This window comes from Sphingopyxis granuli, assembly GCF_001559015.1.
In the GTDB taxonomy this organism is placed as follows: domain Bacteria; phylum Pseudomonadota; class Alphaproteobacteria; order Sphingomonadales; family Sphingomonadaceae; genus Sphingopyxis; species Sphingopyxis granuli.
On sequence record NZ_CP012199.1, the window covers coordinates 4,075,001 to 4,088,441 of the forward strand.

A 13,441-nucleotide genomic window follows, 5' to 3' on the forward strand; every position below is an offset into this window, starting at 1 on the left:
CCGCCGCGGCGATCAGGACGCGATATAGTCGCGCATCGCGGCCGCCTCGGCCTCGATCTTGTCGATGCGATATTTGACGAGATCGCCGATCGACACGAATCCCACGAGTCGCCCTTCGTCGACCACTGGCAGGTGCCGAATCCGCTTCTGCGTCATCTGTGACAGCGCGCCGATTACCGCCATGCCCGAATCGCACGTCACCGGCGACTTGGTCATCACATCGTCGATCTTGCGGTCGAGCGCATCGGGGCCGTAGGAGGAAATCAGCCGCACCAGGTCGCGCTCGGAAAAAATGCCGACGATCATGTCGCCGTCGAGCACCGGAACCGCGCCGATGCGATGCTGCGCCAGCAGGTCGATCACCGCGCGCACGCTGTCGTCCTGCCGCGCCGAAATCACCGCGCCCGTACGCCCGTAGAGGATGGCTCCAATCGTCATTCCTGCCGCTCCCACCATATATCGTCGCGGCAAAGCCTATCATGATTCGCGCCAAAGCCGAAACGCCAGAGGCCCGCATGCCGTCATTCGGGCTTGGCCTCGGCGCGCGGTTGGTTCATGGGGGGGCATGGTCAAACATTCGCCCCTCGACGATGGCGACACGTCGAAAGTCGCCTGGGCGCGCTATCGCCGGCTGATGCGCGGCATGGCGATCGTCTCGCTGGTCGCCGTCGTCGGCGCGCTCGGCTGGCTGCGCTATACGATGGGCGACGCGCTGACGATTCACATGATGATCGCGACCGCCGCCGGCGTCGGCCTGTCGGTGATGCTCGGCGCGGCGCTGATGGGGCTGGTCTTTCTGTCGAGCGGCAGCGGGCACGACGAAGCGATCGACGATCCCTTCGCCGACGACCCGGACATGAAGAATGACCGATAGCCCGCGCGACCCGATCCTGCGGGTCGTGCCCCAACCGTCCGACATCAACAGCAACGGCCATATCTTCGGCGGCTGGGTGCTGTCGCAGATGGACATCGCGGGTGGCATCGTCGCGGCGCGCATCGCGCAGGGGCCGACCGCGACCGTCGCGATCGAGGCGATGGAATTCATCGCGCCGATCCTGCTTCGCGACCTCATCTCCGTCTATGCGCACCTCGAGCGGCGCGGCCGCACGTCGATGGGCATCCGGATCGAGGTAATCGCGACCCGCGGCCGCGACCAGCGCGAGGTCAAGGTGACCGAGGGGCTTTTCACTTTCGTCGCACTCGACGCGGATCACCGCCCGCGCCCGCTGCCACCGGTCTAGACCTTATTTAGCGCGATAATCGAGCGTCCGGCTGTCGTTGGCCGGCACGGTGACGATCCAGGTGGGCAGACCATCCTTACGCGGCAGTTTGCGGAGCCGCGAATCGACCACTTTCATGTCGTCGATGGCGAACCCGAGTTCGAGGACGACCGCAAAGGGGTTCGCGTTGGTCACGGTCACGCGATAATCTTCGCCTTGCTTGCCCGGCGCATGATGATTGTCGGCGGTGACGAGGACCTGGCGACTTTCGCCGATGACGAGGTTGACCGTCTCGCCAACCGCATGGTCGCGCATCGCGCCCTCGCCCGCGAGCAGTTCCTCGCCGAGCGCCGATTCGAACACCGCGACCTGTCCGCTCGGCAAGGGCACGCCGAGCTTGCCCGCCTCCTTGTTCTCCATCCGCAGCACGATCTGGGTACCTTCGTTTTTCGGTTCGCAGGTCGGACAGGTCCGCAGGCGATGGATGGTGCGGAACGGCACCTTGTCCTTCACCAGCAGCGCGACCTGCTTTTGCGCATTGGCCGCGACCGTCACCCGCATCGGCACGCGATAAAGCTTGAGATCGCCCATATCCTCGAGCTGCGCGGTGCTGAACGCGGTGATCGCCATCGGCGAATCCATCAGGCTTGCCTCGCGCCGCTGCGCGGTGACGACGATATCGTAACCCGCCATTGCGGCGGGCGCCGGCGGCGGAGAGGGCGGTGGCGGAGGCCGGATGCCGTTGCGCCCGCTGCCGGTCGGGAAGCAGGACAGGCGAAGCTGCGGTTGCGGCGGCGCCTCGACCAGCTCATCGAAATCCTGCTCGACATTCAGCGTCCCCGCAAGCGCCGACAGATCGGCATCGGCAAAGCTCTCGCCATTGCTGTTGGCGACGGTCAACCAGGCGAAGAGATCGAGCGTCTTCCCGTCGCCCGCGACGCGCGCGACATAATTGCTCGCCCAGTCGAAGCCCGTCGACAAATAGGTGAGCGTTACCGTCACGCGCTGCGCGGCCGGACTGCGCGTCGTCACTGACAGCGTCGGCTTTGCGGTCAGCCCCTTCGGCACCCTGTCGTAAAGGAGCATTTCGGGAAGGCCCGAACAGCGCAGCGCCTCATAGCCGGCGGCGGTTCGCAGCACGACGGCGCCGTCGGGACCCGAGCGGATGAAGGCATTCTCTTCGGTGACCTTGCCCGTCGCGCGATCGGTGCGGCGGAGGTGGACGCGATTGCCGAGCGATCCGTCGAGCAGGCTAGCGGGCGACAGCAGCGCCGCGTCGCGATTCTTCTGCACCACCCCGCCGGGCAGGCCTGTGACGATCGCCGATACCGCGACCATCCCTTCGGCCACGCCCTCGAAGCGCAGCAGCGATTCGCCCGCCGGCAGGTCGATCGTGCGCTGTTCGGAGATCAGCGCGAAGCCTGCGAGGCTGTCGAGGTCGATCTCGCCGCCTTCGCCGCGTCCGGGATCGCGGAACGCGCTGATCGAAACCAAATCGGGGGCGGTCGAAGTCACGACGCTCTGCGCCGCCGCGGGCGATGCGGACAGAAGCAGTAGCAAAGCAAGCGACCGGCGCATCGCGGCGCGGATCAATAGCGCGTTTCGAAGGTGGCGGTGATCGTCGTCTCGCCATTGGCAGGAACCGTCACGCGCCATCGCGTCCCGTCGCTGTCGAGTCGTTCGCTCTTCCGGCTTTCGGTGATGATGCGCGTGTCGTCCCAATACCAGTCTAGCCCACGCTGGACGAGGTCGATCGTCACCGGCTGCGGCCGCGCATTGGTGAGCAGATAGGACATCGACGAGCGCCAGATCGACGGCGACCGTCGTTCGCGCGATACGACGGTCGCCTTCACCTTGACGTCGAAGGCGTCGCCGGTCTTGAGGCCGAGTTCGCTGCCCATCGGCGTATGGCCGATCCGGCTTTCGCCGATGAACTGCGGGTCGCCGCGCATGTCGCGCTGGTAGAAACGCACCGTCCCGGCGGGCAGCGCGTCGCCCAACCCGCCTTGCGCGCTCGAACTGAACTTGATCACGCTCGCCGCGCTCTGCGGCTCGGTCATATTGTTGAAGCCAGCCACTGTATATTCGTAGATCTTCTGCGCCGGCACCTTCGCCACGTCGAGGAAGCTGACCTGCTTCGTCTGCGCGTTGGCGATCGTCGTGCGCTCGGCCAGCGGATAGAGATAATAGTCGCCCAGCTGTTCGCGCGGCGCGGTCTCGGTGCCCGCGCGGCGCAATTCGCCCGGCGCCACGGGCCGCGGACGATAGACGCCGCCACTGCTCGCCGCATTACCCGCCGACGGCGTGCCCGCGACGAGCAGGGTGCGCGCCCGGTCGAAGGTGGTGCCGGTGGTGTTGGTCAGCGTGACCCAGCCCTGGACGTCGATCGTCCCCGCCTTCTCGTCGTAGAGCGACACATAGTCGGCCGCCCAGCCGAGCCCGCCGGTCAGATAGGACAGCGTCGCCGGCCGCGTTCCGGTGCTCTTGCTCTCGACCGTGATCGACAGCGTCGGCTTGGCGCGCAGGTTCGGCGGAATCTTATCGAAGATCACCCGCACCGGCAGCCCGTCGTCGCGCAATATCTCGATGCGCGACCCGATCTCGAGCACGACGCCGCCGTTGACCGCGAGCACCTTCGCGCGCTCGCGCGTCTCGGCACCGGTCGCGGGATTGATGCGCAGCAGCGTCACCGTCTCGCCGACCGCCTTCTGCATCAGCGCGTTGGGCGACAGCAGGTCATAATCGAAATTCTGCTCGACGATCGCGGTGCCCGCGGCGCTGAACGACACCGTCTGCGGCCGGATCTGCGCCGACACGTCGGGAAATTCCTGCCGCGTCCGACCGGCGGGAAAGGAGATTTGCCGGATGTCCTGCACCAGCGACTGGCCGCCATTGTAGATGGTGACCGACAGGTCGCCCTGTGCATTGCCGGCGGCGGGGTCCTGCGCCGCGGCGGAAGCGGCGCCCAGCGCCAGGGTCAGACAGCAAAGGCTTGCCAAGGCTCGCATGAAAAACTCCCCCGAACGGTGGTCCGGGGGAGGCTATGGCATGTCGATGGCAAAAACCAGCGTCGAATCGCGGACTTATTCCGCCGCTTCGACCCCGGTGTCGCGCGCGGCGAGTGTCCGGCGCGTGCGCCGCGGCTTGGGCGCCGGCGCCTCTTCGGCGCTGTCCCCGGCGGGGGCATCGGCATTGCGTTCGCTGCGGCCGATCGCGGGTGGCAGTGCGGCGCTGTCGATTCCCGCTGTTTCGCGCGCATCCTCCTCACGCTCGCGCGTGCGGCGCGGGCCGCGGCGCGCGGTGCGCGGTGCGGGGGGCGCATCCTCGGGCGTCTCGCGCTCGGCGCTGCCCCCTTCCTTCGTTTCGGTACCGGCTTCGCTGCGATCCTGATCGCGTTCGCGACGGCCGCGGGCGCGCGGCTGGCGATTGCCGCGCCCATCCTCGTCGTCGCGGCGGTCGCGGTTGCCGCGCGTTTCGCCGTCCTGCTCGGTTTCGGTCCGCTCGCCATCGCTGTCGAGATCGCTCTCGTCATGGCCGTCGAAATCCTCGACCCCGCGTACTTCGCGATGGCGGTCGGGGCTGCGCTCCTGACCGCTCTGCGCCGCCCTTTCCTCCTGGCGGGCGCGGAAATCGCTGTGGACGCGGAAATAATGGTCGGCGAACTGCAGATAATATTCGGTCTGCACCCGGTCGCCCGAAAGCTGCGCGTCGCGCGCGAGATTCTTGTATTTCTCGATCATCTGGACGGCATTGCCGCGCGCCCGGCTGTCGATCCGGTTGGCCTGGTCGACGCCCCCGCGTCCGCCCGACTGCGACCGGTTGTTGCTGTTGTTGTTGCGGCCGCGACGGCGACCGCTCTGCCGGTTGTTCATGTTCAACTGAGACATCCTGTCGAAAGCTAATAAGCTATGCCAACCCCTTTTGGCCGGCGGCACCAAATCGGCGTGCCGCACCCGCGCTCGCTGCGCGGTTCTAGCCCTCTGTCGCCCGCGCCGGACCCATGGTCCCGCACCGGCATCGCAAGTGGGAAGCAGACCAGCCGGCCCGATGAAGGGACCCCGGTCGGGCCTGTGAGCCGCCCCCTACAGCGCTTTGCGGCGGAAACCAAGAAAATTCTTGTATGGGGGCGCTATCCGACGCGGGTCAGCAAAAGCGCCCGGTCGCGACCACCCAAATCCCGGCGGTACCGTACGGCAAATCCCGCCGCTTCGGCCAGTTCTGCCACCAACATATGCTGTGTGGACCCGATTTCAAGCACCGCCGCGCCGCCGGGGGCGAGATAGTCCGGCAGCATCGGAATGATCCGGCGATAATCGTCGAGCCCGTCCACCCCCGCGAACAGCGCGCTCGCCGGTTCGTATCGGACGACGTCGGGCATCAGCGCCTCGCCGTCGGCGATATAGGGCGGGTTGCACAGGATGAGGTCGAACGATCCCGCCATGCCCGCCATCCAGTCGCCGACGCGGAAGGCGGCGCGGGCCGCGAGCCCGAGGGCCTCCGCATTGGCGCGCGCCAAGGTCAGCACGGCCTCGCTCGCGTCGATCCCCAGTCCGGTCGCCGCTGGCCATTCGGCGAGCGCCGCCAGCAGCAGCGTCCCCGGCCCGGTGCCGAGGTCGAGGATATGATGCGGCGACCGTGCACCGAAGTGATCGAGCGCCGCCTCGATCAGCGTCTCGCTGTCCGGACGCGGGATCAGCGCACCGGGACCCACCGCGAGCCGGATCGTCCAGAAATCGCGATAGCCGACGATATAGGCGACGGGTTCGTGCGCCAACCGCCGCTCGACGAGCGTCGCGAACGCCTCCGGCACGGCGTAGCGGGAGGGATCGAGCAGCAGCGCCGCGCGCTCCACCCCCAGCGCATGCGCCATCAGCAGTTCGGCATCGAGGCGCGGGGTTTCGGACACGGCGGCGAGGCGGGTCGCGGCGGCGCGGAGAGCCAGCCCGACCTCACTCACGCCGAATTCCGTTCGTGTCGAGCGAAGTCGGGACACTCATCGAGACGATATCGAGCCGAGGGGTATCGCAACTTCGCTCGATACGAACGGATTCGGATCAGGCGGGGTGCTCCGAGGCTAATCACCCAGCCCCGCCAGCCGCTGCGCCTGATCCTCGGCGATCAGCGCATCGATCAGTTCGTCCATCTGTCCCTCCAGTATCTCGGGCAGGCGGTGGAGCGTCAGGTTGATGCGATGGTCGGTCACGCGCCCCTGCGGGAAATTATAAGTGCGGATGCGTTCGGACCGGTCGCCCGACCCGACCATTGACTTGCGCGCCGACGCCTCGGCGCTGTGCGCACGCGCACGTTCGAGGTCATAGAGCCGCGCGCGCAGCACCTGCATCGCCTTCGCGCGATTCTTGTGCTGGCTGCGCTGGTCCTGCTGGATCACGACGAGGCCGGTCGGGATATGGGTGATGCGGATCGCCGAATCGGTCGTGTTGACGTGCTGCCCGCCCGCGCCGGACGAGCGATAGATATCGACCTTCAGGTCCTTTTCGTCGATCGCGACGTCGACCTCTTCGGCCTCCGGCAGCACCGCGACGGTCGCGGCGCTGGTATGGATGCGCCCGCCGCTTTCGGTGACGGGAACGCGCTGGACGCGGTGAACGCCGCTCTCGAACTTGAGCTTCGCGAACACCCCCTGCCCCGTCACCGACGCGACGACTTCCTTGTAGCCGCCGACCTCGGCCTCGTTCGCCGAGATGATCTCGACCTTCCAGCCCTGCGCGTCGGCGTAGCGGCCGTACATGCGGAGCAGGTCCCCCGCGAACAGCGCCGCCTCGTCGCCGCCTGTCCCCGCGCGGATTTCGAGCATCGCCGCGCGCTCGTCGGCGACGTCCTTCGGCAGCAGCCTGACCGCAAGGTCGTGCTCGGCGGCCGGCAGCGCCTCCTTGACCGCGGCGATCTCCTCCTCGGCCATCGCCTTCATCTCGGCGTCGGACAGCATTTCATCAAGCGCCGCCAGCTCGCCGCGCAGCCGCACCACCTCGCGCGCCGCCGCCGCGACGGGCTCCAGCTCCGCGAACTCCTTCGAGGCCGCGACGAAATCGGCGGGCGTCATGTCGCCCGTCGCCATGCGCGCCTGGAGCGCGGCATGGCGCTCGATGATCGCGTCGATCTGCCTGGCCGAAACGTTCGCCATCACCCGATCGAACGAAACAGCGCTTCGGCGCGGGCGGCGGCCTCGCTGCCATCGGTCTTGGCGTTGGTGAAGGGAACGCCGTCGCGCAGGCTGATCGAAATCAGCGCGCGGGCGCCGACCTTCGCGGCCTTGTCGAAACGCTTGCGCGGCGAACCCGTCGCGACGATGTCCGCCGACACCCGATTGTCGCGCAGAAGGCGAAGTCCGCGCATCGCGAGATCGAACATCGCATCGTCCTCGACCGCGATCACCGCGTCGAGCCGCGTGTCGACGGCATTATCCGCGAGCAGCATCGCCAGTCGCTCAATACCCGCCGCCCAGCCGACCGCCGCGGTCGGCGGCCCGCCGAGCGCCTCGATCAATCCGTCATAGCGTCCGCCGCCCAGCACCGTGCCCTGCGCACCAAGCCGGTCGGTGACGAATTCGAACGCGGTGTGGCGATAATAGTCGAGCCCGCGCACCAGCCGCGCGTTGCGCTCCCACGCCACCCCGGCGGCGTCGAGCCCCGCGGTCACCGCGCCGAAGAAATCCTGCGCCGCCCCGGTCAGAAAGGCGTCGATGTCGGGCGCGCTGTCGGCAATGGGCCGGTCGCGCGGGTCCTTGCTGTCGAGGATGCGCAGCGGATTCTTGTCGAGCCGCGCGAGGCTGTCCTCGGACAGCTCGCCGCGATGGACGGTGAAATGCTCGACCAGCGCCGCACGCCACGCCTCGCGGCTTTCCGCGTCGCCGAGCGTGTTGAGCGTCAGCGTCACCCCCTCGGCGATCCCCAGTTCCTTCAGCAGCTGGTCGGCGAGGACGAGCAGTTCGGCGTCGGCAAGCGGGCTGTCGCTGCCGAGCACTTCGGCATCGAGCTGATGGAACTGCCGATAGCGGCCCTTCTGCGGCCGCTCGTAGCGGAACAGCGGACCGTGCGTTGCGACCTTCAGCGGCGCGAACTGCTGCCAGCCATTGGAGATATAGGCGCGCGCGATTCCGGCGGTGAATTCGGGGCGCAGCGTGATCGATTCGCCGCCGCGATCCTCGAAAGAATACATTTCCTTCGACACGACGTCGGTCGTTTCACCCAGGCTGCGCGCGAACACCGCGGTCGGTTCGATCACCGGCACCTCGACGCGCTTGAAGCCATAGAGGCGGCGCACGCGGTCGAAGGTATCGACGACATGCTGGAAACGGTCGGCGAAATCGCCGAGCATGTCCTGGGTGCCGCGCACCGGCTGCGGCGTCGGGATTTTCTTCGCGCGGTCCTTGCTCATGGCCGCGGCGTCTAATGGCTTTTCGTCGAAACGCAAAGGGTCCTCGCAGACCCCGCGCTGGACCTTCGCCGCTTTTCCCGGCAACAGGCTGACCATGAAAATGGCACCGTTCGTCGCAGCGGCCCTGCTGGCCGCTCCCTTCGCCCTCGCCTCCTCCTCCGCCGCCGAGGAGGCCAACAGCCGCCCGCAGCCGGTCGTCCAGCCGCATGTCGTGCCGCTGCCCGCCGACAAGGCCTATCCGGGGACGCTGCAGCTTCGCGTCGATGCGACCGACGTCGCGCGCGGAATCTTCCGCGTCCGCCAGACGATTCCGGTCGCGAAGAGCGGCAAGCTGACCCTCCTCTATCCGCAATGGCTGCCCGGCAAGCATGCGCCGCGCGGCGCGATCGCGGAGATCGCGGGGTTCCGGCCCAGCGCCGGCGGGACGCCGCTGACCTGGGTGCGCCAGCCGACCGACGTCTATGCCTTCGACATCGACATACCGGCGGGCACCAAGAGCATCGACGTTGCCTTCGACTTCCTGTCGCCGACGCGGCCGAGCGAGGGCCGCATCGTCGTCACGCCCGCGATGATGAACCTCCAGTGGGAACAGGTCAGCCTCTACCCGGCCGGCTATTTCACGCGCAACATCCCGGTGCAGCTCGAGGTGACGCTGCCCGAGGGCTGGACCGGTGCCGCGGCGCTCGACGGGCTGAAGGTTTCGGGCAACCGCTACAGCTATGCCCCCACCAGCTACGAGACACTGGTCGACAGCCCGATGTTCGCCGGCAAGTTCTTCCGCAAATGGGACCTCGGGCAGAATGTCACGCTGAACGTCGTCGCCGACGAGGCCAAATATCTGGAGGCGACCCCCGACCAGATCGCGCGCCACGCGGCGCTGGTCGCCGAGACGGTGGCGCTGTTCGGGACGAAGCATTTCGACCGCTACGAATTCCTTCTCGCGCTCACCGACGAGCTCGGCGGCATCGGCCTCGAACATCATCGCAGCAGCGAGAACAGCCGCGCCACCGACTATTTCACGCGCTGGGACGACAATGATTCGGAGCGCGGGCTGTTGCCGCACGAATTCACCCACAGCTGGAACGGCAAATACCGCCGCCCCGCCAAGCTGTGGACGCCCGATTTCCGGACCCCGATGCAGGGCAATCTGCTGTGGGTCTATGAGGGCCAGACGAGCTTCTGGGACCTCGTCCTTGCCGGCCGTTCAGGCATGCAAAGCAAGGATACGGTGCTTGGCGAATGGGCGACCAACGCCGCCTTCTTTGCCGCGCAGGCCGGCCGGGCGTGGCGATCGGTCGAGGACACGACGCTCGACCCGGTGATCGCCGGCCGCAAGCCGCGCCCCTTCCCCAGCGCGACGCGGACCGAGGATTATTACAACGAAGGCTCGCTCGTCTGGCTGGAAGCCGACATGATCATCCGGCAGGCGACGAACGATATGAAGAGCCTCGACGATTTCGCCAAAGCCTTCTTCGGCGGCCGGGGCGGAGACTGGGGCGAGGTCACCTATGATTTCGGCGACGTCGTCGCAGTGCTGAACACCATCCACCCCTATGACTGGAGCGAGTTCCTGCGCACCCGTCTCCAGACTCCAGGCCAGCCTGCGCCGACCGGCGGCATCGAAAGGGCGGGATACCGGCTCGTCTGGCGCGACGCCCCCAACGCCTATGACCGGGCGCGGATGGCGCGCGCCAAGACCGCCGACCTCACCCACTCGCTCGGCCTGGTGATCGACAAGGACGGCGTTGCCACCGGCATCCTGTGGGACGGCCCGGCCTTCCGTGCCGACATCGTCAACGGCACGAAGATTCTCGCGGTCGACGGCCTCGGCTACAGCCGCGAGCGGATAGAGGCCGCGATCCGCGCCGCCGCCGACGGCAGGACTCCGGTGCGTCTGCTGGTCGAGCGCGGCGGCCGCTATCGCACGATCGAGATCGCCTATCATGGCGGCCTGCGCTGGCCACACCTCGAAAAGACCGGCAGCGGGCCGGACTGGTTCGACCGGCTGCTCGCGGCGAAACGCGCGCTCTGATTTCCCTCCCGCTTGCGGGAGGAGTAAGCTCCCCCTCGACTTTGCGCGCCGTCAGGCGCTAAAGGCGCGCGCCATTTCAAAAAAGACCGAAGGATATTCTCTCCCATGCGTATCGACCTGATCCCGGCCGGCGACAATCCGCCCGACAGCCTGAATGTGCTGATCGAGGTGCCGATCGGCGGCGAGCCGGTGAAATATGAATTCGACAAGGCGTCGGGCGCGCTGTTCGTCGACCGCTTCCTGCACACACCGATGCGCTATCCCGCCAACTACGGTTTCATCCCGCACACGCTGGGCGAGGACGGCGATCCGCTCGACGCGCTCGTCGTCGCGCGCACCTCGGTCATCGCCGGCGCGGTGGTCAAGTGCCGCCCGATCGGCGTGCTTTTGATGGAAGACGACAAGGGCGGCGACGAAAAGCTGCTGTGCGTCCCGATCAACGCGACCTTTCCCTATTATGCCGAAGTGGCGAGCTATCGCTCGATGCCGCCGATCGTCATGCAGCAGATCGAGCATTTCTTCACCCACTACAAGGATCTCGAACCCGGCAAATGGGCCAAGCTCAACGGCTGGGGCGACGTCGACGAAGCCAAGCGGATCATCGTCGAGGGGATCGAGCGCGCCAGGCAGGCCGGCGTCTGAGCCGCAGCGGGCTACGCGCCCTATTCCGGCGCGTCGCCATCCGAAACGAAGCGTATGTCCTGGCGCGGATAGGGGATGCGGATTCCCGCTTCGCCGAACCGGTCCCATATGTCGAGGAACACGCTGCCCTGGATATTGCCCAGCCCCGCCTCGGGGTCCGATATCCAATAGCGCAACTCGTGCTCGACCGCGCGCTCGCCAAAGCCGATGATCCACACCACCGGTTCGGGATCGGACAGGATGCGCGGATTGGTCCGCGCCGCTTCGACCATCAACCGCTGCGCCAGCCGCAGGTCGCAGTCATAGGGAACCGGAACCCGCATCCGCACGCGCACGTCGCGGCTCGAATAGCTCCAATTCTCGACCGCCTGCGTCATCAGCAGCTCGTTCGGGATCAGGTGCTTCTTGCCGTCGCGGGTCACGACGCTGACCGCGCGCACCCCGATCTTCGCGACATAGCCGACATTGGGCACGCCGCCGAGCGTCGCGACGCCCATCGAGGCGGCATCCCCCACCACGATCACGTCGCCCGGCTTGATCGAACGGTCCATCAGCAGGATGATCCCGGCGATCAGGTTGCCGACGGTCTTCTGCAGGCCGAAGCCGATCGCCAGCCCCGCCGCACCCGAAAAGACCGCCAGCGCGGTCAGGTCGATGCCGAGCAGGTCGACCCCGAACAGCAGCGCCAGCGTGAACAGCGCGATCGCGATCAGCTTTTCGGCCAAGATTCGCTGCGTGTCGTCGATCTGCCGGTTGCGGCGCAGGACCCACTTGATCGCGCGCAGCACGACGCGCACCGCGACATAGAGCAGCACCGCGACGACCAGCGCCGCGAACAGCGAATAGAGCGACAGGCGATAGTCGCCGATGTCGAGCCCGATCGCCTTCATCGCCGCGATCACCTCCGCGACGCCGTGCCGGGCGCTCGCCGCGACGCTCATGCCGCGAGCGCCGCAAGGCCGCGTTCGAGGTCGGCGATCAGGTCGGCCGGGTCCTCGAGTCCGATCGACAGGCGCACCAGCGCATCGCGGTCGGTCCACGTCGTCGCGGTGCGAATGCCCGCCGGATCGCTCGGCACGATCAGGCTTTCGTAGCCGCCCCAGCTGAAGCCGATCCCGAAGCACGCCAGCGCATCGACGAAGCGCGCGCGCGCCGCGTCATCGGCATCCGCCAGCGTGAAGCCGAACAGCCCGCTCGTCCCCGAAAAGTCGCGCGCCCACAGCGCATGGCCCGGATCGCCGGGCAGCGCGGGGTGGAGCACTCGCCCGACTTCCGGCCGCTCGGCCAGCCAGCGCGCGACGGCGAGGCCGTTCTCCGCATGCCGCGCCAGCCGCACGTCGAGCGTCCGCAGGCCACGCAGCATCAGGGCGCAATCGTCGGGCGAAACCGAATGGCCGAGCTGATAGGTCGCCTTGCGCAGCCGCGGCCACAGCGTGGGCGTCGCGGTAAGCGAGCCCATCATCGCATCCGAATGGCCGCCGACATATTTGGTGAGGCTCATCATCGTCACGTCGACGCCGTGCGCCAGCGCCGGGAACAGCAGCGGCGTCGCCCAAGTGTTGTCGAGCATCGTCACGACGCCGCGCTCGCGCGCGACGGCCGTGATCGCGGGCACGTCCTGCACCTCGAAGGTCAGGCTGCCGGGCGATTCGAGGAAGATCAGCTTCGTCGCGGGCTCGATCAGCGCGGCGATGTCCTTGCCGATCAGCGGATCATAATAGGTCGTGCGCACGCCATAGCGCTTCAGCATATCGTCGCAGAACAGCCGCGTCGGTTCATAGGCGCTGTCGACCATCAGCAGGTGATCGCCGGGCGCGAGCAGCGCGAGCAGCCCGGCGGTGATCGCCGCGACGCCCGACGGGTAGAGCAAGGTTCCCTCGGCCCCCGGCTCGAAGTCGGTCAGCGCGTCGGCGAGCGCCCAGACGGTCGGCGTCCCCCGCCGGCCGTAATAGAGCTTGTCGTGCGTCGCATGGCCCCGCGCGCGGAGATCGGCAACCGAATCGTAGAGGATCGTCGAGGCGCGCCAGACCGGCGGATTGACGACCCCGCCGCCGAGCCGCGGGTCGCCGGTCCATTCGGGCCGCCGCCCGCCCTGCGCCAGTTTCGTCGCGGGGCGGAGATTGCTGTCGTCGCTCTTGCTCATCCGCGCCTT

13 protein-coding genes are annotated in these 13,441 nt (G+C 67.5%); 4 read left to right on the forward strand and 9 right to left on the reverse strand.

All coding sequences use genetic code 11. The features are described from left to right. Positions 1-12 precede the first annotated feature (12 nt). Positions 13-438 (reverse strand): CBS domain-containing protein, encoded by a 426-nt coding sequence (locus SGRAN_RS18715; protein ID WP_067110775.1) that lies wholly within the window; start codon positions 436-438, stop codon positions 13-15. 127 nt (positions 439-565) lie between these two features. Between SGRAN_RS18715 and SGRAN_RS18720 the strand changes: the two genes are divergently transcribed. Together SGRAN_RS18720 and SGRAN_RS18725 are read left to right on the forward strand one after the other, a co-directional pair. Further along, the gene (locus SGRAN_RS18720; protein ID WP_067110772.1) at positions 566-874 is read left to right on the forward strand and encodes a hypothetical protein; all 309 of its coding nucleotides are present in this window, start codon (positions 566-568) and stop codon (positions 872-874) included. Next, the gene (locus SGRAN_RS18725; protein ID WP_067110769.1) at positions 864-1,241 is read left to right on the forward strand and encodes an acyl-CoA thioesterase; all 378 of its coding nucleotides are present in this window, start codon (positions 864-866) and stop codon (positions 1,239-1,241) included. Before SGRAN_RS18720 ends, SGRAN_RS18725 begins: the two co-directional genes overlap by 11 nt. 3 nt (positions 1,242-1,244) lie before the next feature. On the opposite strand, the gene SGRAN_RS18730 is transcribed toward SGRAN_RS18725, so the two are convergent. The 6 genes from SGRAN_RS18730 to hisS form a co-directional block, all read right to left on the reverse strand. Further along, positions 1,245-2,735, reverse strand: coding sequence for a DUF4139 domain-containing protein (locus SGRAN_RS18730; RefSeq protein ID WP_234002486.1), 1,491 nt, complete (start codon positions 2,733-2,735; stop codon positions 1,245-1,247). 74 nt (positions 2,736-2,809) lie between these two features. Then, complete coding sequence (locus SGRAN_RS18735; protein ID WP_067186120.1) at positions 2,810-4,228, reverse strand: DUF4139 domain-containing protein; 1,419 nt, start codon at positions 4,226-4,228, stop codon at positions 2,810-2,812. A 75-nt stretch (positions 4,229-4,303) separates the two neighbouring features. Continuing rightward, positions 4,304-5,092 (reverse strand): DUF4167 domain-containing protein, encoded by a 789-nt coding sequence (locus SGRAN_RS18740; protein WP_076077013.1) that lies wholly within the window; start codon positions 5,090-5,092, stop codon positions 4,304-4,306. 257 nt (positions 5,093-5,349) lie between these two features. Next, positions 5,350-6,177: a peptide chain release factor N(5)-glutamine methyltransferase gene (gene prmC, locus SGRAN_RS18745; protein ID WP_067186123.1), complete on the reverse strand. Its 828-nt coding sequence runs from the start codon at positions 6,175-6,177 to the stop codon at positions 5,350-5,352. A gap of 117 nt (positions 6,178-6,294) precedes the next feature. Continuing rightward, positions 6,295-7,362 carry a peptide chain release factor 1 gene (prfA, locus tag SGRAN_RS18750; RefSeq protein ID WP_067110760.1) on the reverse strand — a complete coding sequence of 356 codons (1,068 nt, stop codon included), beginning with the start codon at positions 7,360-7,362 and terminating at the stop codon, positions 6,295-6,297. Beyond that, positions 7,362-8,615 carry a histidine--tRNA ligase gene (gene hisS / locus SGRAN_RS18755; protein WP_067187181.1) on the reverse strand — a complete coding sequence of 418 codons (1,254 nt, stop codon included), beginning with the start codon at positions 8,613-8,615 and terminating at the stop codon, positions 7,362-7,364. Before hisS ends, prfA begins: the two co-directional genes overlap by 1 nt. 94 nt (positions 8,616-8,709) lie before the next feature. Here hisS and SGRAN_RS18760 point away from each other — a divergent pair, with 94 nt between their 5' ends. Beyond that, positions 8,710-10,647, forward strand: a complete 1,938-nt coding sequence (locus SGRAN_RS18760; RefSeq protein ID WP_067186125.1) for a M61 family metallopeptidase — start codon at positions 8,710-8,712, stop codon at positions 10,645-10,647. Positions 10,648-10,752: 105 nt separating this feature from the next. Continuing rightward, a complete protein-coding gene (ppa, locus tag SGRAN_RS18765) occupies positions 10,753-11,289 on the forward strand; it encodes an inorganic diphosphatase (protein WP_067110754.1) in 537 nt (178 codons plus the stop codon). Positions 11,290-11,309: 20 nt separating this feature from the next. On the opposite strand, the gene SGRAN_RS18770 is transcribed toward ppa, so the two are convergent. Together SGRAN_RS18770 and metC are read right to left on the reverse strand one after the other, a co-directional pair. Further along, positions 11,310-12,230 carry a mechanosensitive ion channel family protein gene (locus SGRAN_RS18770; RefSeq protein ID WP_067186127.1) on the reverse strand — a complete coding sequence of 307 codons (921 nt, stop codon included), beginning with the start codon at positions 12,228-12,230 and terminating at the stop codon, positions 11,310-11,312. Then, positions 12,227-13,432, reverse strand: a complete 1,206-nt coding sequence (gene metC / locus SGRAN_RS18775) for a cystathionine beta-lyase (RefSeq protein WP_067186129.1) — start codon at positions 13,430-13,432, stop codon at positions 12,227-12,229. Before metC ends, SGRAN_RS18770 begins: the two co-directional genes overlap by 4 nt. Between the last annotated feature and the right edge of the window lie 9 nt (positions 13,433-13,441).

Bases quoted from the DNA above. Each gene is read 5' to 3' on its own strand.
- SGRAN_RS18715 (WP_067110775.1), bottom strand. From the start codon at position 438: ATGACGATTGGAGCCATCCTCTACGGGCGTACGGGCGCGGTGATTTCG.
- SGRAN_RS18720 (WP_067110772.1), top strand. From the start codon at position 566: ATGGTCAAACATTCGCCCCTCGACGATGGCGACACGTCGAAAGTCGCC.
- SGRAN_RS18725 (WP_067110769.1), top strand. From the start codon at position 864: ATGACCGATAGCCCGCGCGACCCGATCCTGCGGGTCGTGCCCCAACCG.
- SGRAN_RS18735 (WP_067186120.1), bottom strand. From the start codon at position 4,228: ATGCGAGCCTTGGCAAGCCTTTGCTGTCTGACCCTGGCGCTGGGCGCC.
- SGRAN_RS18740 (WP_076077013.1), bottom strand. From the start codon at position 5,092: ATGAACAACCGGCAGAGCGGTCGCCGTCGCGGCCGCAACAACAACAGC.
- prfA (WP_067110760.1), bottom strand. From the start codon at position 7,362: ATGGCGAACGTTTCGGCCAGGCAGATCGACGCGATCATCGAGCGCCAT.
- hisS (WP_067187181.1), bottom strand. From the start codon at position 8,615: ATGAGCAAGGACCGCGCGAAGAAAATCCCGACGCCGCAGCCGGTGCGC.
- SGRAN_RS18760 (WP_067186125.1), top strand. From the start codon at position 8,710: ATGAAAATGGCACCGTTCGTCGCAGCGGCCCTGCTGGCCGCTCCCTTC.
- ppa (WP_067110754.1), top strand. From the start codon at position 10,753: ATGCGTATCGACCTGATCCCGGCCGGCGACAATCCGCCCGACAGCCTG.
- SGRAN_RS18770 (WP_067186127.1), bottom strand. From the start codon at position 12,230: ATGAGCGTCGCGGCGAGCGCCCGGCACGGCGTCGCGGAGGTGATCGCG.
- metC (WP_067186129.1), bottom strand. From the start codon at position 13,432: ATGAGCAAGAGCGACGACAGCAATCTCCGCCCCGCGACGAAACTGGCG.